At 45.9% G+C, this 20,099-nt stretch carries 16 protein-coding genes; 8 read left to right on the top strand and 8 right to left on the bottom strand.

What is annotated here, in order from left to right; genetic code table 11:
• Positions 1-87: 87 nt before the first annotated feature.
• The gene (locus LEPBO_RS0113975; RefSeq protein WP_017288201.1) at positions 88-459 is read right to left on the bottom strand and encodes a hypothetical protein; all 372 of its coding nucleotides are present in this window, start codon (positions 457-459) and stop codon (positions 88-90) included.
• Between the two features lie 125 nt (positions 460-584).
• On the opposite strand from LEPBO_RS0113975, the gene LEPBO_RS0113970 reads away from it, so the two are divergent.
• From LEPBO_RS0113970 to LEPBO_RS0113960, 3 genes are all read left to right on the top strand, one after another.
• On the top strand, positions 585-1,019 hold the full coding sequence (locus tag LEPBO_RS0113970) for a hypothetical protein (RefSeq protein WP_017288200.1): 435 nt from the start codon (positions 585-587) through the stop codon (positions 1,017-1,019).
• A gap of 88 nt (positions 1,020-1,107) precedes the next feature.
• Complete coding sequence (locus LEPBO_RS0113965; protein WP_225885697.1) at positions 1,108-1,407, top strand: hypothetical protein; 300 nt, start codon at positions 1,108-1,110, stop codon at positions 1,405-1,407.
• 11 nt (positions 1,408-1,418) lie between these two features.
• On the top strand, positions 1,419-11,642 hold the full coding sequence (locus LEPBO_RS0113960; protein WP_017288198.1) for a tape measure protein: 10,224 nt from the start codon (positions 1,419-1,421) through the stop codon (positions 11,640-11,642).
• On the opposite strand, the gene LEPBO_RS0113955 is transcribed toward LEPBO_RS0113960, so the two are convergent.
• Positions 11,639-12,136: a hypothetical protein gene (locus tag LEPBO_RS0113955; protein ID WP_017288197.1), complete on the bottom strand. Its 498-nt coding sequence runs from the start codon at positions 12,134-12,136 to the stop codon at positions 11,639-11,641. The genes LEPBO_RS0113960 and LEPBO_RS0113955 overlap by 4 nt on opposite strands.
• Positions 12,137-13,081: 945 nt before the next feature.
• Between LEPBO_RS0113955 and LEPBO_RS42325 the strand changes: the two genes are divergently transcribed.
• Positions 13,082-13,333 carry a hypothetical protein gene (locus LEPBO_RS42325; RefSeq protein ID WP_144056197.1) on the top strand — a complete coding sequence of 84 codons (252 nt, stop codon included), beginning with the start codon at positions 13,082-13,084 and terminating at the stop codon, positions 13,331-13,333.
• A gap of 431 nt (positions 13,334-13,764) precedes the next feature.
• Here LEPBO_RS42325 and LEPBO_RS42900 read toward each other — a convergent pair whose 3' ends face one another.
• Positions 13,765-13,941: a hypothetical protein gene (locus tag LEPBO_RS42900; protein WP_017288194.1), complete on the bottom strand. Its 177-nt coding sequence runs from the start codon at positions 13,939-13,941 to the stop codon at positions 13,765-13,767.
• A gap of 105 nt (positions 13,942-14,046) precedes the next feature.
• Positions 14,047-14,727, bottom strand: coding sequence for a hypothetical protein (locus LEPBO_RS0113940; protein ID WP_017288193.1), 681 nt, complete (start codon positions 14,725-14,727; stop codon positions 14,047-14,049).
• Between the two features lie 323 nt (positions 14,728-15,050).
• Here LEPBO_RS0113940 and LEPBO_RS0113930 point away from each other — a divergent pair, with 323 nt between their 5' ends.
• Both LEPBO_RS0113930 and LEPBO_RS0113925 read left to right on the top strand, forming a co-directional pair.
• On the top strand, positions 15,051-15,473 hold the full coding sequence (locus tag LEPBO_RS0113930; protein ID WP_017288191.1) for a hypothetical protein: 423 nt from the start codon (positions 15,051-15,053) through the stop codon (positions 15,471-15,473).
• On the top strand, positions 15,470-15,763 hold the full coding sequence (locus LEPBO_RS0113925) for a hypothetical protein (protein ID WP_017288190.1): 294 nt from the start codon (positions 15,470-15,472) through the stop codon (positions 15,761-15,763). Before LEPBO_RS0113930 ends, LEPBO_RS0113925 begins: the two co-directional genes overlap by 4 nt.
• Before the next feature lie 73 nt (positions 15,764-15,836).
• On the opposite strand, the gene LEPBO_RS0113920 is transcribed toward LEPBO_RS0113925, so the two are convergent.
• Positions 15,837-17,390, bottom strand: coding sequence for a DNA methyltransferase (locus LEPBO_RS0113920; RefSeq protein WP_017288189.1), 1,554 nt, complete (start codon positions 17,388-17,390; stop codon positions 15,837-15,839).
• Positions 17,391-17,623: 233 nt separating this feature from the next.
• Between LEPBO_RS0113920 and LEPBO_RS0113915 the strand changes: the two genes are divergently transcribed.
• Positions 17,624-18,106, top strand: a complete 483-nt coding sequence (locus LEPBO_RS0113915; protein WP_017288188.1) for a coiled-coil domain-containing protein — start codon at positions 17,624-17,626, stop codon at positions 18,104-18,106.
• Between the two features lie 237 nt (positions 18,107-18,343).
• Positions 18,344-18,817 carry a hypothetical protein gene (locus tag LEPBO_RS40055; RefSeq protein ID WP_017288187.1) on the top strand — a complete coding sequence of 158 codons (474 nt, stop codon included), beginning with the start codon at positions 18,344-18,346 and terminating at the stop codon, positions 18,815-18,817.
• 338 nt (positions 18,818-19,155) lie between these two features.
• Here LEPBO_RS40055 and LEPBO_RS0113905 read toward each other — a convergent pair whose 3' ends face one another.
• The 3 genes from LEPBO_RS0113905 to LEPBO_RS43330 are packed head-to-tail and all read right to left on the bottom strand — an operon-like array spanning position 19,156 to position 19,954.
• Positions 19,156-19,488, bottom strand: coding sequence for a hypothetical protein (locus tag LEPBO_RS0113905; protein ID WP_017288186.1), 333 nt, complete (start codon positions 19,486-19,488; stop codon positions 19,156-19,158).
• A complete protein-coding gene (locus LEPBO_RS0113900; RefSeq protein WP_017288185.1) occupies positions 19,488-19,778 on the bottom strand; it encodes a hypothetical protein in 291 nt (96 codons plus the stop codon). The genes LEPBO_RS0113905 and LEPBO_RS0113900 overlap by 1 nt, the downstream gene beginning before the upstream one ends.
• 2 nt (positions 19,779-19,780) lie before the next feature.
• Entirely contained in the window at positions 19,781-19,954 is a 174-nt protein-coding gene (locus tag LEPBO_RS43330) for a hypothetical protein (protein WP_017288184.1), read from the bottom strand.
• Positions 19,955-20,099: the final 145 nt, after the last annotated feature.

Genomic DNA, 20,099 nt, shown 5'->3' with positions numbered 1-20,099 from the left:
ATAAATTGCGTCGGTTTCTTCGGATTTTTGATGGTGTCGATCGCTAGAATCAGCTTTCGGCATGAATTTGATGCCTTAAACGCGAGTTCAAACAATGACTGGTGCGATTTGAGGCTGTTTCAAATTCATCGCAGCAAGATTGGTGAGTTGCAGGGTTAAGGATTCCATGACCACCAATTGCACCGTCAGCGCTCGAACGGAGGCTTTAGAAAAGTCCTCTTCCATCTCGCGAACGCGATCGTCAACTGCTCCGAGATAGCCAGCGAGTTCTTTTGATCCTTCAACAAGATTGCCTTTGCAAATCATGAGAGACGTTGCCGCGCCGAAACCGGGATCTTTTGTGGCACGAATCCCTACTCTCGGATCGCCCGTTAAGTCGATCGATCTGCTCACGCTGTCGGCATAAGCATTGGCAAGCTTCAAATCCTTCAGGGAATCAAGGTGCTTTAGGATATCCATATTTTTCAGAATTGTTCATATTCAAACTATAGCGCTCGATTTTAGTTCTCCCTTTGCCAAAAATCGTTCAAACTAATAGAGTACGGGTGTTCTAGATAAATTAAAAATAGTTTGGAGTTGAACGGATGCCACGCAATAAGAATCGCATCAAAATCAAGCATCGTCCGCATTCGAGCCAATCGCATAATATTCACGACTGGCAGCCGTGGCAACACTCAACGGGTGCAAAAACACCCGAAGGTAAGGCGAAAGTTGCTAAGAACTTGCACCTTAGCCCTGCTTACCGTGAGTGGCGGCGCATTTGCACCCTGTTGGAACTCGATCCAAAAACGACGTTCAAAATTGATCTAGAAATTCCTTTTACGATCGCAACTCGACTCCGTGGCAAAGCTGATTTTGAGCCGTTCCCCGTTCGCTTCAAATGCCGATTGAGTAAGGATAGAAGCCGAATTCTGAGCAAATCATTTGAACAAAAATACTATAGGGGATCTGGGAAATACAGTGCAGCCGCAATTGATGAAGTAACGGTGATGCTATCGAAGATCGTGCGCGCGCTGTAATTTGACTTTTTTGGACAATAAGCATGAGGCAGTCAAAAAACTGAATTCTTTGATGTCACAACAGGAGGGATCAAATGAATTAATCATCATGAATCTTTCCCTCGAAACTCTTCTGCAAGAGAGATCGCTTGCCCTTGAAGCCGCACGATCCAAAACTGCAAAATCGGCGTTGTTGAAAAAGCTCACGGATTTTCGATCGCTCCATCAGAATCGCACTGGGAACCTTCGCTTGGATGGTTCAGAAGTGGCACGGCTCGTCGAACTACTTGGCGAGAAAAATCCTGCTCTGGCGCAAAGACTTTCAGGCTATCGGAATCAACTCAGAAGTGAAATCACGCTGTTACCGTATGAGGTTGATTCTCTCGTAGCGATCGTCGAGCAATCATAGGGAGTTTTTCAATGTCTACTTCAGTCGGCTCCCTATTTCTAGAACTTGGGCTTGATTCGACGAGCTATCAGCAGAAGCTGCAAGAAGCTCATCGGATGACGCAACAAATGGGCTTGCAGATGCAAAGTAATTTGAATCTCAAACCGCAAATTGATACGCGCGGGTTGCAAACTTTGAGTGATTCTGCGAAGTCTGCTCAGAAGTCAGCTCAAACAGTTTTAGATAACAATCCCTTGAAAGTTAAGGCGGACACTCAAGAGATTGAGCAATTTAAGAAGTCGATCGAGAATAGTTTTAATAACCTCAGCAAGCCAAAAATTCACTTAGCTGCAACGACAGATGATCGAAAACTAACCGAGTTAAACAAGCACCTTAATCTCAAAGATCAGCACGTTAAGCAGATTCAGAGATCGTGGGATGCTAATCCGTTAACGCCTAAGACGGATTTATCCCACTTGAATGCGGCTCAGTCTCAGGTTGCATCATTCCGCAGAGACGTACAGGGGCTAAACGACGATTTAGCCAAGATTAAGTCATCTCTAAATCAGACATTCAAACTAGCAATTGATGATTCTGATTTGCGAAAAATCGAAGAGCGCATCGGAAATATCAAGGCTCAGAAGATCAAAGTCGATGCTTCTATCTTTGAACCAAAAGAGCGATCGACAAAACCAAAAGAGCAAGTCATTAAAGTTCGCCAAGACACAAGCTTGCTTGGTGGCTTGAAAACTGGATTTATTGAAGGTATCGGGCAATCATTTGCGCTGCGAGTCGGTAGCGGGATGGTTGCGGGTGTTGAAAAGAATTTAGGTATCAATCTCAAGAAAATAGGCGACAGCTTTGGTGTTCGGTACAGTGAGCTGGCGCGCAACATCAGCGAGAATTTTGTTAAATCGATCGGCTTAAGCGATGGGTCAAAAGCCCTGACATCAGAATTCAACGCTGTCCTTAAAAAGTGGGAAGACTTGTCTGAAGTAAGCGCAACCGCGATCGGGACGACATTAAAGCAAGCAATCACGGGCAATTTTGCAGAAGCCAAGAAAGAAATTATTGCTCTGTCTAAAGAGATTGCGGCATTAGGGATTGATTCAGGCTTTGCCCCCGTCCGAGTTCGGAAGCGTGAAGTTGCTAAGGGCGCAGCAAAAGAGGTCTTGAATCGGCAGGGTTCAATCAATGTCGATCGCAATGACGCAATTGATAATGCTCAGTCCATTACGATCGCTACAGGCGGATTAAACTTCTCACCGGGCGGGAAAGAGAATACTAATTTCATCCGAGATTTACTCAAACCAGTACTGCCAAACTCTTATATCGTCGGTGTTGCTAATCCCGCGACGAATGACCCTGAAGGATTTGCGACACAGTTTGATGACTTCATCAAAAAACTGTTTGCCGGGTTAGGACGAGAAATTGGTGATTTAGATGTAAAAAACATCGGGAAGCTGGCAGAGATGGCGATCGTCAAAGGGATTAACCCAGATGCGATCACGATGGCTGCAACAGCCTACGCCTACAAGCAAGCTTACCCAGAAAAAGGGATCAACCTAGTCGGTACGTCAGGCGGTGGGCACGTTGCGGCAGATGCCGTCCATTTGCTTGAGTTGCTAGGACTTGACACGAAAGGGTTAGGGATTACAACGCCGTTTGCAGGACTGGCAAACGTTACTGATCCAAAGAAATTCCGCGCTCAGATTGGGACAGCAGACCCAATCTATCAGCGAATGTTTGGAATGGGGATTTTCAAGCCCGGAGACGTGCAAGACGTTTATCCAGGTGTCGGTCTGGGTCATTTACTGCCTAAATTCTTGGCAGAAGAATCTGTCCAGAAAGACATTCAGGCATTCTTAGGCGATCGCATCGGATCAATTAACCCTGATGTCACCGGAAAAAAAGGCTATAGCAATATGCTTGGCTTCTATACCAAGAAAGCCTCGGATTCTGCCAATATCCGAGACGCGATCGCTCAGTCTCAGGGAATGCAGGGTGAGTCATGGTTCTACAAGCCAGAAGATTCATTTTCAAGACTGCAAGATTTGCAAGGATATATCGGTGCAATCCGGGATGTTAGTAAGAAGGCGAAAGGTTCTGTTAAGCAAGAGGCAGAAGATTACGTTCAATTCCTAGAAGAGTTTTACGTTGAATTAGAGAAGCATTTCGCAAGCGATCGCCAGTACTTACCCGATTTATCAAAGGCGAAGCAATACTATCCAGAAGCGGTGCAAGCGCAATCGGAGCGACCGATTTACACAGATAAATCGATGAGCGCTGCGCTGCAAGATTATCGATATCGCGGCAAAACTCAGGCTGAATTAGGTAATTTCAGGCGCTCTATTTCTGCGATGCGGGGTGATTCTGTCGATGGATATAGCTATTTCCAGAAAGAAGCGGGAACTCAAAGCCACATTCAAGGATTGTCGAGCTACTTAAGCGATTTGTCGAAGAACGCTTCTAGTGGGCAAGGGACGATCGTTCAATCTCAGCAGAAATTCGTTTCAAGTCTCGCAAAATTAATCGAGCAGTATCACGAAGTCGGGTTAGATCCGAATTCATGGGAGATCGATAGTTTAGAGGCTCAATTAAATGAGCTTGAATCGGCGCTGAAGCAACCGTTTAATCCAAAACTTGACATCGATCAAGTAGCGATCGCTAAAGCCAAAATCGAAAAGTCTACAACTGAGTTTGCATCTCGAACAAAGTCGGTTTTCAGGCGAGTTGTGGAAGCAACGAAAGACGCGGCAAACGCGGGCGGGTTGGCTTTGCTAAATCAGAAGATCGCATCAATCGAGGCTTTCAAGGACGATACTGGCGCAAGCCCTCAAGTTGCACAATTCAGTGATTTGTCATGGCGTGGATATGGAGCGATCGCTCGTCAAGACGCGGGCAAGGTCTTAGAATTCTTGCAAGGTACGGTTGGGAAAGGATACGGAGCGTTAAAAGGCGTTGAGAATTTTGCTCTAAATGCTCTGCCGTTTGGTCAGACCGCAAAAACAGGATTGCAGCAGATTGCGCTACCAGCGATCGCTTTTAATATGGCAACTCACGCTCTACCCGGTGGTGGAGTGATGGCAGAAGGTGCAACAAACGCAATGAGTCATGCGCTGCAATTGCCGTTTGGAGCGATGGGAGACGCGATTACAACCGCTGTTAATAGCTCAATGGGAGAAGCGATCGCCCATATTCCAGTAATCGGGTCAAAGCTGGCTCCTGCATTGCAAGCGGGAATCACTAACTTGATTGAAGGTGCTGTTCAAAACCTTGCAAGTGGGGCAGCAAGCATTGCCACTCCGGTAGTTGGCGGACAGGCAATGCTTGCTCCCGCAAAAATTGCAGGGGAGGCAATCATCGGAGATCAGTCTGCGATCGTTGCGGCAACTCAGCAGAAAATGGGTGTTCTAAAAGCCGGGATTGACCAGGCTCAAAGAATGATGTCCGCGCGTCCTAATCGTTCTCAGCTATTTGTGTCAGGCATTGAGCAAGATCTCAAGCAGATCGGCGCTCAAATTGATCAAGGTATTGCAACACTAGCCCCAATTCAGAGAACTAGCACGATCGAGGGAAATCAGCTTGCTCAACTAAAAGGACAAGTTGCACAGCAAGAGAAAAAGCTCAATCAGCTTGTGAACGGATTAAAAGAGATGTTTGCTCATCCGCAGCAGACAATGAGATCGTCCGTTCAAGGCGACATTATTGACGCTGAAATCATTGACGTTACTCCGATGAAGTCAGCAATGCCGTTGCCTTCATCAAAAGACATGATTGAGCAAGCGCAGAAAAACGCGATCGCTCAACTCAAAAAACTGCGTCAAGTCTTTGCAGAGCAAACGAAACTCGCGACTTCTGGTAGTCCCGAATCTGCGGCAGTTGCGTCGGAATTGCAAGCAGCGATCGCTCAGTCTCGGAAAGAGATTGACTCTGTAATGAGCGCGATCGGTAAAAACGCATCGAAACCATTGAAAGAAGCGGCACGGCAAGCTAGAGCGCAAATTACCCGCACTGAAACCGCTGTAAATAAAGCCGGATCTCAAAAGGATGGAAACGATATCGGGGTCAATATTGCGTCTGGTATGAATGCCGGATTAGCTCAGGGGATTGCTGGTGTGCAATCTGCTGCTGAGAGATTAGCTAGAGCAGCGATCGACAGCGCAGAAGACGAGCTTGAAATTAAATCACCGTCTCGCGTATTCGTCCGAATTGGGCAAATGGCGGTAGCGGGTTTAGAAAAGGGATTAGATGCGATCGGACAGATTGGTGTAGGGCAACAGCTTGCGCCGATTATGCAAGAGGTTAAAGACATTCTGAGCGGACTTGCCCCAGAAGCAGCTAAAGTTGCGGGCTTAGTTCAGAAAGCAATTGGAATGATTCCGGCTCCAATTCGTGGCGCGATCGGAGCGTTCTTAGGATTTCAAGCTCTCTCTTTTGTCTTCCCATTTTTAGCGGACTTTGCCGCTCAATCCGCGCAGACTGCATTAGAGGTTCAGAATTTAGAGCGATCGCTCTTATTCACTGAAGGAGGAATTGATAAAGGGATTGCCAAACTCAAGCAAATTAACGACGAAGCAAATCAACTCGGTACAAATGCAGCAAAAGCCGCAGAAGGTTATTCGCGAATTGCGTCAGCGGCAAAAGACACCCCGCTAGAAGGAGTAGGGGCGAATCAGTTTTATGAAGGCTTACAGACAGCAGCGATCGCTTCTAATGCCAACGCTCAAAGGCAAGAATTAGTCAATCTTGCCGGGGCGCAGATGGTTCAAAAGGGCACTTTGAGCCAAGAAGAATTACGCCAGCAATTAGCTGAGAACATGCAAGGCGTGAATGTCTCGGCAGTGTTAGCACGATCGATGAATGTGGACGTACCCAAACTCAACAAGATGATTGAGCAAGGTTTGGTCACTTCTGATGTTCTCCCTAAATTTGGTCAACAATTACAAGCTGAATTAGCAATCCCGGCAGAAGAAGCCAGTAAATCAGCACAGGCATCGTTTAACCGACTTGATAATTCGATCATGCAAGTTCAAACGACAGTAGGAAAAGGAATTCTTCCTGCTCAAGCGTTTGGGGCGGAAGCGATCGCTAAAACATTAAGCGCCGTTAATAACAATGCAAATACTTTGATGTCATCGATCGCCGCATTGTCGATCATGCTCGGTGTGACATTAGTGAAAGCGCTTTGGACGGTTATCAATCAGTTTGTAATGCTTCCAAGCCTAAGCGTGATGGCTTCTAATGCGTTCCGTGCGATGGGATCGTCAATTGGGACAGCAGCAGCGTCGATCGGAACATTTGCGTTGAGATTTACTCTTCTGACTGCGGCGATCATGGCAGCAGCAGAGGCAATGTCGGTTTTCCAAGATCAGTCTGGACAACTCAGAACATCAACGGATACAGCTAAAAAATCGCTAGACGCATTGCAAGAAAAGCTTCGCGGGAAGGCAGATGTTGATGTCTCTCGCGACATAATGGGCTTCAACCAACAGAAGAAAAACGCTGCGTATGATCAGTATGTTCAAAATGAAAAGAATCCATTCTTGCAAGGATGGGCAAGATTCAACCAAGCATTAAGCAATACGACCGGGCAGCTTGATCTTGGTATGCAGTGGCAACGATTCAAGCAAAACAAAGGCGAAAAAGATAAAACCCGCTCGATCGAGGAACTGCAAAACCTTACCCCTACCGCATTAAAAGAATCTCAATCACTGCGCGGTAGTGCAGATATACAGCGATTGAAGCAAATCGATAAACAGCTTGAGGAAATTCAGCTTAAGCAACGCGCATTGCGATCGACGAACCCCGATGACATCCAAGGATTGAACACACTGAAGCGGCAAGAGGAAGCTTTACGGCAAGGCTCAGAATCTCTGCTTGAGAAGAAAGCGACTGCCCAGAAAAATACAGCCGTATTTATCGAAAGCCTGAAATCCCACATTGAAGAGTTAGATAAAGATCCAAAATTCATCAAAAAAGTCGAGGAACTGAAAAAACTCCTCAAGGAAGCAGAGCAAGAGCAGCAGAATTTTAACCGCACGTTTGAATCTAGTGCGACTCGTTTAGAGCGATTTGCTAAAGCGTGGGATTCAACGATCGCCCGCATGAAAGACGCATCGGCTGAATTGCAGAATCAAGAAAATCTTGCAAACACTGCGATCAACAATGCTCAAGCATCTGGGCAGCTTACGCCGGGGCAAGCCCAATTCGGGAAAACGACCGCAGGACAAGATCGGATGCGGGCGGACGCTGCACAAACAAAAGCAAAAATTGCTGATCTAGAATCGCAACTTCAAAAGCTGGATGCAACCAAAGTTCTAGGGCAGTACAACTTATCCAAGGCTGGAGCGCAAGAATTAACAATTCAAGCCGGAAAAGCTCCTGAAGGATCGCAAGAACGCAAAGTATTCGAGAGTACCGCTCAACTCAAAGAATTGCAGCAGCAAGCAATCCGAATGGATTCTGAGTTAAGCGCGTCTATTGCTCAAGTCGGCGAGGAGTTATACAACTCGAATAAAGCGATCGCTGATTACTATCGCAGCATTCAACGGCAAGTTGAGGATATCAACAGCACAATCAAATCGAGAGAGATTGAAATCAGATCGTTAGGGCTAAAAGATCGATTGAATAAAGCCTTAAACGGTATGCAGGCATCATTTGTCGATGATCTGCTAGGTGCTCTTTTTGAATCACTAGACGTTGCGAATAAGCAGGCGCAGAATGTAGCCGACGCAGTTCGAGAAAGGACTGCCAATCTTCGCAGCCTGGAAGATACTACGTTGCAAGGTCAAGATTTGGCTCGTGGATTGCCGATGGGTGGCTCTAGTGGTGATTCAGGTGGAGCGATCGCTTCTGGTTTGTTTACGGCTCCGACTGCGCGGAATGGCGGATCAGCAGAATATCATATCGATACAAAATTCCATAAGTCTATGTCTGATGCAACTCGCATCGCCATCATGGATGGATTAGCGCAGGCTTATGAAGCGCAAGGGAAAAAGATTGAATTTTCTAATGCTGCTGTTGCGGGTGAAATTTACGATTATCGAGATCCGAAACGTGGCGAGTTGCTGAAGCGGGCGCAATCGGCTCATTCCCATTCCCAGTATTCAGAATGGGATTCGATCGACTATTACATCCCCAATAAAAACGATAATCGATTCGGCAAATCAGCCGAAAACGCTCAAATCATGCTTCCGACGATGCCCGGAGGTAAGGTCGAATACGGTTCAGGCGGAAACTATGGCAATTACGCTCTGGTTTACGACTCGAAAGGTAATCTTGTACTAAAAACTGGGCACGGTGACGACGGGCGATCGCTCCCTCAGTCCAGATCGTTCAGTTCAGTCGCTCAGTCAAGACCGCAAGCAACCGGGCGATCGCCGATCAGTGCTGTCGGTGGATTTGATGCAAATCGGATCAACACATCAGTTTCGATTCTTCAGCAGCAAGGCTTAACGCCACTCGCGGCGGCATACTTGACAGGCTCATTTATGCAGGAGTCTGGCGGTTCTGGATGGGAAAAGGCAGACAGAGGAACCCATCGCGGGATTATGCAGTGGGAGAAAGGGGTGCGAGATCGCGGCTTACCTTCTGACTTTGCTGGACAAGTGAAATACGCCGTTCAGGAAGCGAATCAAGATTCTCCGCATCATGTTGCAACGCTAAAAAATCCCAACGCAACACCAGAACAAGTTAAAAAGGCGATCGAAGGATTTACACGATGGGGGGCGGGCGAAGAAAAATCGCGGTTCAAGTATGGCGATGAAATTTTTGCCCAATTGCGGCAAGGAAGAGGAGGAGCGATCGCCGGAATGTCTCCTGTCGATTTGAGCGGCATTCAAGGATCTCTCAGTAATGCAACCGGAGCGAACAACGCATCGATCGAGCAACTAACCACCGCGAAGAATAACAACCTGCAAACCACGGCAGATCTAAATCGAAGCAAAGCTCTCCTAAGTGCAACTGAGGGGGCTAGAGACAGGTTTACGGCATCTCGTCAGGCTTATGAAAACGCGCTGAACAATCGTCGCGGCTTGGGTATCTCGTCAGTCGAATCGAAACTCCAGCAAGACATTGAGGATATTGAACGCAATACGAGAGACACGATCGAGGAAGCTCAAAAACGATTACGGCAGTATCAAACGGATCTAAACAAATTAGATAAAGCAGAATCGGCACTGAAAGAACTTCACTCTCTAAAGGGGATCACGTCTGAACAGTTCAAGATCGAATCCGATCAGATTGCAGAAGCTAGGAAGAAAATCAATGAGGCAGTGCAGTTTGATGAGAAAGCGATCGCTCAAGCTGAACAAAACCGCAAAGACATCGTTTTGGATCTGCGGCAAAAGGCAGAGTATGAAATCGCTAAACGTACTCAAGTCATCCAGAAGCAATTTGACGATCAGACATTGGAACGTTTCAGATTGACGGCTGAAGCTGCTGAACGGATGCGAGATCCGATGAAAGCGATCGACATTAACTCAGAAGCTCAAAGATTTGAAGTTGAGTCATCAATTCAGCCTGCAATTCTTGAACAGGAAGAATTCGGGCGACAAAACAAATTGAGCCGAGAGCAGGTTGAAAAGCTCATTGCTAACGTGAAAGAGTTAGCTGCTCTACGTCTTGAGAAAATCACTTACGAGGCTAGAAAGCTGAGAGAAGAGTTAGAGGCTTCATCCCGTCAAGAAGTCTTCAATTCATTCAGCAATCTTGCAGAAGCTCAGATTCAATCGCTCCAAATCCTAGGACTAGACACATTCGCTAAAGACATTCAGCGAGAAAGATCCCTAGTAGAAGCGAGAATGCAGTATGCCTCTGAAATGAAGCGATTGAATGAAACGCCGATGTTACCGGATGAGCGCAAAATTGCTCAATCCAATGTCGATCGCACTCTCAGCGTAAAAATTGACAACATCAAACGCCAGTACAGCGTATTAAATGAGGTCATTAGCCAGAACAGAGGCGCGTTCGAGGGCTTCTTTAGTGGCATTCTTTCGGGTACAGATTCGATCGGCTCTGCATTTACTAAAATGATTCAATCGATCGCTGGAAATCTTGCAAACCTTGCAAGCAAATACCTGACAGACGAATTAATCGGATTGATCACCGGGAAGAGTCGCAAGGCAAATGAGCAAGATGCCAAGGGTATGTTTGAGCCTATCTCACCCACTAAGACATACGATCAGCAGGGGAGAGAGCTAGCGATCGCTGCCACCGACGCAGGCACAAACTTCAAAGGACTCACTGAACAAGCGGGGCAGATCATTATTGATGCGGGGAATCGATTTGCAGAAGCGATCGCTCAATCCCAAATCGGCATGGAACAAAGCAATCTAGCCGATGTTATCGATCGGAAGTTCTCTCTAACAAATCTGGAAGGGTTCAACTCACCGATTGATTTCCTGAATGCAGACTCATACGGCTTTGGGAATGCCAAGGTTTCTGGATGGAGCGGCAACGTTTCATCTAATGATGATATGCGATTCACTAAGATTCTCAGTTCTCAGGCGATTAGCTCGATCGGCAAGGATTCACAGGACTTGTTCACGACTGCTGAAAATTCGAGTTTCGCGATCGCTGAAAACTTTAAAGTTGCAAGCGACATGATCGCCAGCGCGGGAACCAAAACGAGTGACAATCTACTGAGTGGACTGAATCAAGGATTACCCGGTGTGATTCAAGGAATCGTCGGATTGTTCGGCGGCGGCGGCAAGAAGGGCGGCGGTGGGTTCCTTGGCATCCTGAATTCAGTTTTAGGCATCGCAGGCGGATTATTTGGTGGGGGCGGCGGGGCTGCAATGCCAGATATCGCAACTCCTGTCCTGAATCTAGTCCCCAACTTTGCTAAGGGCGGATTTGCGTCAGATAATCGTCCGTTTATAAACGGTGAATTATTCAAAGATGGTAAAAACCCGATCGCCCAGGCGGTTAGACGTGAAGGCAACGGCGCATTTGTTGGAGTTATCAACAAAGACGAGTACATCCTAAACGGGATGGAAACGCAGATGTTTTTTGCTCTGGGCTTCGACAAAATTGTTAAAGGTCGAGTTCCGAACTTCCGTAATGGGAGTAGCGGGTCGATCGGGATGGGCGCGGCTGCTAAATTCAGCTCTGGGCAGCAAATCTCGATCACTGTCCCTGTTTCTGTCAGCGACAATTCAAGCGTCGATCCTCAGAAGTTGGGTGAGTCGATTCGGGGTGCTGTGCAGAATGAAATCGCTCGTCAGCAAAGACCGGGCGGGCAGTTGTACTAGGATAGACTCTCCCCCGACTCCAACCGAGCGTTGACTGCTGATACGACTTGGATTAAAAGGTTGTCATCATATCGCGCTCGATCAATCATTTCACGCAATTTATTTGCATCAGTATCGAGCGACGCAATTACAAACTGTTCGATCGCATCTAAGACTTCTTGTTTAGGAGGAACTTCTAGAGGTTGAAGCCCCATGAGTAGGTTGACGATTATAGATGCTTGCATCCATGAATTCATATCTTCAAGAGTCGGATCTTTTGCATCCCCCAGCCCATGACAGAATGGGCGCGGGTAAATCGCGGGCAACTTGTTCAAGTCTGGATACCCATCGCCTAAGACGGAACGCGCGGAGTAGTTTTCGTCATCCAGGAGTGACAATCTATCAATTGCGGCTCTCGAAAAATACACCTGCTCATCTCGAGATCTGAAGTGTTGCTCGATCGGAGTTAACCCTAATTCGATTAATTTTTGAGCAGTAACATCGGCTGGAGTCATTTTCTGATTTTCGCATTCAACTAAATTAATTTTAGCAACCGAAATTCTGCGATCGCCTGGTATTGTTCCTCGTCGGAAAAGCTTTTAGATACCTCAAAGCCTTACAAGGTAAGGAAGTCTGTTCCTCATCGGCGCGATCGCTGGCTAAATGTCCTCCACGGGGACATTCTGATCTTGTACGTCGAATTTAGTGCAGCACCCTAAACCCATCGCCCTATAACGGCTTTAGCCATTTTTAAGCGGTTTAGTGCAGCGGTAGTGCACCACCCTCAAACCTTTACGTAGAAAGGCTTCTAGGTGTTTTCATGTGGGTTTGTGCAACAGCAGGAGAGCGATCGCTCAATCCATTGATACGGCTCAATTACAGGAAATCTTGTAATTGGAAATAGCGCGTAGACTACCACGCTCAATCCCTCACGCTTCAAGCATTCCGCAGGATTGAGGAGCGGTTAAACTACCATCACCCCCCAGTCTTAAGCCTATGCGTATCAATAGTTTCGGTTAGTTTTTCGACTGCAAAGTCCCCATCCTAAAGGATCGGGTTAGTATCCCGGTATGGAGCCGCGTGACAAGACTTAAGGCGAGGATTCCCGCCTCTCAACCCGCATAAAACAAGGATCGCCGCAATCCTTACACAGCAAGGATTTCACGGTTCGACAAAAAACGCTCAATAGTGTTCGGGCGAGACATAAAAAAACACCCAGAAACACCATCAGTAAACGGTTGCAGGGTGTTCGAGTGTGTGGCATTAGTTCGACATTGGCGGGTTAGGGACAGCCCCCGATACCCGTTACAAGATTTCCTGTAACGATTTTGCTCCACCGAGATGTGGAATGGTTGCTGTGACCATGTTTGAGGTTATGAAGTCATAAAATCCGCCGTCTACATTACTGCGGCACTGTGAGCGATAAAACCACTCAACTCCTGACGTGGTAACGGTTTGGGGTGCGGCACAAAAGACAGCGATCGCCCAATATGGGACTAAAAGACGCGACTAGCAAGGGTTTCAGTCGTTTTAGGGTCGTTTTTGGTGGGACTGAATCACAAAGTCAGCAGTATCAAGCCATTGCGCGGCAAGGGTTTCACCCAGTTTTTAAGAGTGGAAGTCAGCACTTCGGCAGAGCGATCGCCCTCGGCTCTAGTGTTAAATGTCCTCCCCAAGTCCATTTTGATTTGCGAGAATACCTTGAGCCATGAGGGGTGCGCTAAATCGCTCAAACCCTTATCGGGAATGTGTTTAACCTTGGCTCACGCTTTTTACCCGACGTGGTAAGAACTAAACTATGGGCTTTGTATGGGCTTTCCCATAGAATCAAAGCGTTTTCCTGTTGATTGGACTTCGACTCTTTAACATTGTGTTGAAAAGCGTTACCCGCAAGCTTTATCGTTAGTTACCACTCACAACGGAGGGACGATCGTGGCTGAAGACGTGCCTAACGCGGACGGCAAAAAGTTCAAACTTTCCCCTGAGACTTCGAGGATACTTAGGAAGCTGGTTACTATACACGAAGAACAACTGAAACAGGAGCAGGAATCACAACCTGAGATCCGCAACGATGATTTAGACACCAAATCGGAGGGCGATCGTGACTGAACCTTTCGTAGTCTCACCCGTCTCATTCACTGGACTAAGCGATCGCCCGTGAAATCAACGCAAAATCAGCCAAATCTTTATCCGGCAATAGTTTCACCGATTCATGCGCTTTGAACTTCTGCTTACTGAGCAGAATTCCCGAAAAATCTACGCTTTGAAACTGCCGATTAGAAAGGGCTTTCGGATTGAGACTGAGATAAGACTGAAGCAATGGGCTGCTTTGGACTAAATTTATTCAGCGGGCGATCGCTTTTCGTGTCTCATTTTTTCGATATCTTTTCGTTTAAGCGAGGACGCTTGCAGAATTCAATTCCAGCTAATTGCTAAATTGTGGACAGACATGACGCTTAGCAATTGTTCGAGTTGCAACCCAATATTGGAGCAGTCTACCTTTAATGTCGTCATCTGCATCGGTCATTTCTATGACTGACATTGTTGATATGTTTACGATTTCTCGATCGCTCAATCCACGATCGCGGGCTTGGCAGTACATAGCGACGGCATCCGCAATTTGGGACGACTTAAACCTGTAAGCAAGAGGGTTACGAAAAGTACTAAGAAGCTCATTCGTACTGTCGATCGCTTCACTTGATACCCAGAAACCTCGAAAACTAAAGCCGGGATCTGTGGGTACAGACTGATAGCCAGTTTGTCCGTAGCCTTGATATCGGTTCACTAGCTCACGACGTTCCCCACAAGCTAGCTTAATCATTTCTCGCGTTGCCCCTGTCATGTCTGGAACGAATGGCTTCCCTTGATCCGGAGTCACTAGGGAAGAATCGCAATTCACCGATGCTTGTACCAAATCTTTGCCAATCAAATATCGAAACCGCACATCATATTTACCGTTGGATCGATCTATTGAATCCATATCGATCGCAACAGTTTCTCTTGTTCGAGTCGATACACCCGTTGTCCGCCAATCAGTAGCGATCGCAGGAAGAAAAAGAGTTGATAGAGCAGCGATCGAACTTCCGAAGATAAATGATTTCAGCATGATTTGTAAAAAGGAACTTGCTGAAAATAATAATTACCGCATTCAGTATAGATACGTAGTTTATGTAAATCTTAAGCTACTCAGGAATATTGATGAAGTACTGATGAAACAGATTAAAAAAAGCAAAAGATTCACATGGGTTAGAGTTTTGACGAATCAGAGCGATCCCGGTCTGCAAGAAGGAAGATCGTTATTAGCTCATTTTGTGATTTGAGAAATGGAGGGTAAAGAAGCCGCGATCTCAAAAAATAAAATAAGTACACACAGAATATATATTTACTGATATGATGAATACATATTAGTTGAGTGAGGTAAGTATTGTAATGAGCGAAAGGCTTACGATCACTGTCTCAGATCGTCTGTACCAGCGACTCCAGGCAGTCAAGTCCAACATCAACGTCTCGCAAGTTTGCCAGCAAGCGATCGAAACGGCAGTAACGATTGAAGAAATTAAATTAAAGGAAGCACCAATCATGGATAAGTTGGTAGAGCGTTTACGCATTGAAAAGCAGGAATCTGAGGGCAGTTGGAAGCAAGATGGCGTTGTGGATGGTCAGGAAGACGCAGCTGAACTGTCCTATGACGAATTTAGGCAGCTGGAATCTGACGGCTTAACTGAAGATCTTCGAGAGTGGTTGAACTCTCGTCGGGTTCAGTACCTTGAAAATCCTGATCTTCCAGCCTATTTGGAAGGATGGTGCGAGGGCGCTCTGAGCGTTTGGCAGCAAGTTAAGGGGGTATTATGAAGTCTTTCAAACACCCGAGTGAAGCACATTGTCGCGTATTTGTAGCGATTCAGAATAGTCAGTGGTTTACGACTTCAGATATTGCAGAGAAGGCTGCTACCTCACCCAATACCGTCTTGCGTTTTATCAGATTACTGGACTCGATCAAAGTTCTAGATCGCATTGATCTTCGTCCTGCTCCGCTCTTTATTCTGAACCGCCAACGGTTTGAATCAACTGCCAATAACGACTACTTCAATGAGTTGATGAAGTTGGTTGCCATGCGAACCGCGTCAAACCAAGAACCATAATCTAGAAATGCCGATCTGGGGATTCCCAGATCGATCAACTTCTTTCCCTTGCCTTGTTAGCAGTTAGAACTCACTACCCTGCAACGAGTTCTAACTGTTCCCCACCGTCATCATTGCTACGCGGCGCAGATTTCAGCACGCCTGCAACGAGCGGGACATTAAATTTAGCGTCCCCATTAATGATCTCTTCGACAGTGACAATTTGAATTTTCGGAATATCGCGATCGAAGAATTGGTAATGGTAGAGTCCGGCAGATTTCGCCTCCTTGATCATCGGTTGCGTGGGTGATTTGAGCGTGATGAAAACGCCCAAATCTGCCTTCTCACGGCTCATTGTGCCTACCAAGTCGCGAATATCTCGCGCATCAACTTTGCCTGATTTGACCTGGAAAATAATGCTGCCGAACTCTTTATCGGTGATTGGAAAGAATGCGCGACCATCCACACCTTGATCGGCTCCCTTCTTCTGGTTGATTGCGGCGCGGTTCTTGGAATAGGTAAGAACTGCCCATTTCTCGAATTCTTTGCGGGTGCGATCGTCTTTTCGATTTGCTAGTGCCTCGGCTGAATTGATGTCTCGCGGGATGCCATCTAGAATCACATCGTCTAAAACTTGGCTACCGTGCGTGTCTTCGAGACGTTTCAGGATGACACTAATTGCTTGATAGGTGATATCAATACCAATCCAGCGACGATTCAGTTTTTGGGCAACTGCAACGCTTGTTCCGCATCCGCAATATGCGTCCAAAACGATATCCCCTTCGTTGGTGCTGGCTTTGATAATGCGTTCTAACAAGGCTTCCGGCTTCTGGGTTGGATAGCCGAGTCTTTCTTTTGATGAATTATTGAGCTTATCAATTTTCCAAACATCATCGATTGGCTGACCATAAGCCATCGCTTCATCCAGATAACGCTTGATTCGTTGACCGCCCCCACGATCAGAAAGCACATATTCTCTTCCGGTTTCATCTCTGAAAATTTTTTGCTTTCTTCGACTAACGTATTGCTCTTTTGATTCGTAAGGTAATGAGTAGGAATTAAAAGTCTGCGTTTTACCTTTAGAGTAAAAGAAAATTACGTCATGACGCTTGCTAAACGAATCTTTTAATTTACTATTCCAACCCGAATAGTTCCAGATAATCTCGTTCTTAAAGTCGCCACTTTGGGAGCAAAAGATCGAATCCAAAATCAGCTTCAAGTAATGGCTAGAGGTTGGATCGCAATGGAAATAGAAGTTTCCAGTAGGCTTCAGAACACGATGAATTTCAGCAACTCGGAGTGTCATGCTTACCAAATAGGCTAACAAACTGTCCTGCCCTAACACTTTTTCTAGCCCAATGATCAAATTAGTTGCTTGGTTTGTGAATAACCCATTCGAGTTTTGAACAATGTCAGAGAAGCCCTTTCTTGCTAGGTCGTCCCACATCCAAGTATCAATGAATGCTTGAGCTTGGGCAATGTCTTCTTTTCCAATACGGTTATAAATTTGGTTGTAATTCCGCTTGGAGTTGAACGGCGGATCGATGTAACACAAATCTACTGATTCATCGGGAACGAAACGTCGCAAATTATCAAGATTATCTCCGTAATAGAGATAATTTTTACCATTATTACTGAAACGACTCATAGCAAGACTCAGGGGCTTTGAGGGCTGTTCGTCAATTCGTGTCTCTCATCTCTTATCACTAAGGTTTTGCGTATCTTTACTGAAAATATTTAATTTGATTGTAAATCCTTTACCCTACGTACTTATGCTTTAGTACACAGGATTGATCAGGCATTAATACTGAGAACAGGACAGCGATCGCCTTCTCTTAAATTGGTTCAGAATAGAACACATGTTTTTGAAATGACTTCAAAATGAAAATTGCTGAACTTGAGAAAGAATTGCAGGCAACGATCGCCGAACTCGCCGCCGATCAGTCCAGTGAGCAAGAAATACGATCGCGCATTGCTGAGGGTGAAACCCAAAAACGGCGCATCGAATCACAACTCGCCACACTCCGAGAGCAAGAACGGTTGAAGCAGGTCGAAATTGATTTGGGTGAAGATGTGCATCGGTTGCGAGAACTGGGCGATCGCATCAACGAAAACAGCCGGAAATTGTTCAAACTGATGACTGAATTTGAAACGCTTAGTCAATCGATCAACGAAAAACAATATGAATTGAAACAGAAGCCTAGTCTTAGTTTGGGCATTAAGCTCGATCGATTGCCCTGCGTTCTTCACAAAAAAGATGGACCAGCTATTTTCCTAATGGCGTGGGCAGAAGCCGAATTTTTCAGAAACAGCACACAGAGAACGATGGGACGAGATTATCCATTTCCCTTAGAGGATGTCTGAGGAGCAGAAAAGCTGCTGCAATACCCTTCAATTTGGCTTCTGATTCTGAGCCAAAGCCGTACATTAGATGTGGATAAAGTCGTTGATTTAGATCACAATTTTGAGCAGTAATTATCACTAAAAAAGAGGGAACTATACCAACTACATGGTGTCTTTGAGCGTAGTTAATTCTTAGGGTGTTTCTAAACAAGTCAAACACGCCTGAAATTATTCACCTTATTGCTGAGAAAAAGAATTATGGCAACTTGGAAACAATTTACAGCGGTATTATTAGGAGCCGCCATTTTGAGCAGCTTGTGCATTCCTGCTGCTGAGGCAAAACCTAGCAAGGGCAAAAAAGGTGAACAATCAATCCTAGTGCACCCCACTACGTCTTCTACCCAAACCACTACACTTTCTTTTTCTTCCGAACAACGAACCCAGTTAACAGCGCTGCTCAGCGGCCGAGTGATCCGCAATGATGTTCTGAATGTCAGCACTCGTAATTTGGTCGCTAGCCAAATTTCTTCCCTGCCCCGTGGAATTCAAAAGCGGTTAGCTCGTGGGAAAGGCTTGCCCCCTGGCATTGCTAAAAAAGTGATTTTGCCTAAAACAGTTAACACATACCTCAATATTCCGGCTCAGTATGAGTTGGTTGTCATTGGATCTAATGTTGTCCTCTGCGATTCTGCGACAAAGATCGTAGTCGATTTCATTGCCCAATTTATTTAGAGTTTGGGGCCTGGATAAGCTATCCAAACTGATGGCTCTCTAAATGATTATCCGTGAACAACAAAGCCAGATCGCTCTTTCCAGCGATCTGGCTGATTATTTTAGAGGATGTCTGAAAAGACTATTAATCCAAACAACGTAGCATCAATCGAATGTTCGCGACATAGAAAAAATCTCAGAATGCTGTCGTGTTTTGTTCTAATTGACAGCCTATCGTTTTGAGATCTTTCCTATTTCATTGTCTTCTCAGACATCCTCTTAGATCAAATCTTGGGTTAACGCGCTCATTGACAAACGAAAATCCCGGCGATCGTTGGAATGCGATCTCCGGGATTGATTTATGCAGATGTTCTAAGATTGACGTTCAAATTAGTCAACTGTTTTGAGTGAGCGATCCATAGTCCGACATCTTCTTGAGCTTGCCAAAACTCTTTAACCTGGATTCGCCTTTTGGATGGCAGAGCAGATTCGATCGACAACTCTTTCCATACGCCAGTTCGGATCAATCGCCCGTACATTGGAACCCACTTGAATAAGCATTCTGGGTTTTCTTTGTATGGTGGAACCCAGAAGAAATTGTGCGAATTGCCAGATCGAGATCGTGCGCTGAACTCAACCCCAATTTGGCAAAAGAGATCGTTCTCTGAAACAAAATAAGCTGCCACTTGCATCACAATTTTCCTCCGATATGCGCGATCGCTTCAGTCAGTCTGGCATCGTCAAAAACTGCCGTCATTTGTGCCGCAAAAATCGCTTGCTCCAAATCGGGAAAGATGCGATCGAAGTAACTCTGTCCAGCGTAAGTACTCCAAGCAATGCAGCGAATAAATTCACCGAGAATGAGGGTAAAGCCGAAACTTGCATAATCCAGATTAATGCGGCAAAGTATCTCTCCACTGCTGAGAATTTCAGGATTGAAGCCTCGATCGAGTAATTGATTCAAAAGTTCAGAGAGTTTCATTTTCAGAGTCCAAATAATTTGCGTTCAACGGATCGCGCGATCTGCATTCTTCCTGCTCGAACCGATATCGAAATAACACCGCGCTCTGGATGCTGCCAGAGTTGATGTGAGCCTTTGCCGTTGCGTAGAAATTGCCAGCCTTTAGCGGCTAGCTTCTGTTTGAAATTGTGGTGCATAGTTGAGTATTTGCTGATAGTTTGATTGCGCATTTGTAGAGTGTAGCGTTGTAGCATTTTGGGGTGTAGCACTGTAGCATGTAGCAAGCTGTAGCACTGTAGCAAGGGGCTGTAGCATCTGTAGCGTCGTTGCTACGCTCTGCTA

Origin of the sequence: Leptolyngbya boryana PCC 6306, assembly GCF_000353285.1 — a bacterium.
Lineage (GTDB): Bacteria > Cyanobacteriota > Cyanobacteriia > Leptolyngbyales > Leptolyngbyaceae > Leptolyngbya > Leptolyngbya boryana.
This window is presented reverse-complemented; position numbering and strand designations above follow the sequence as displayed.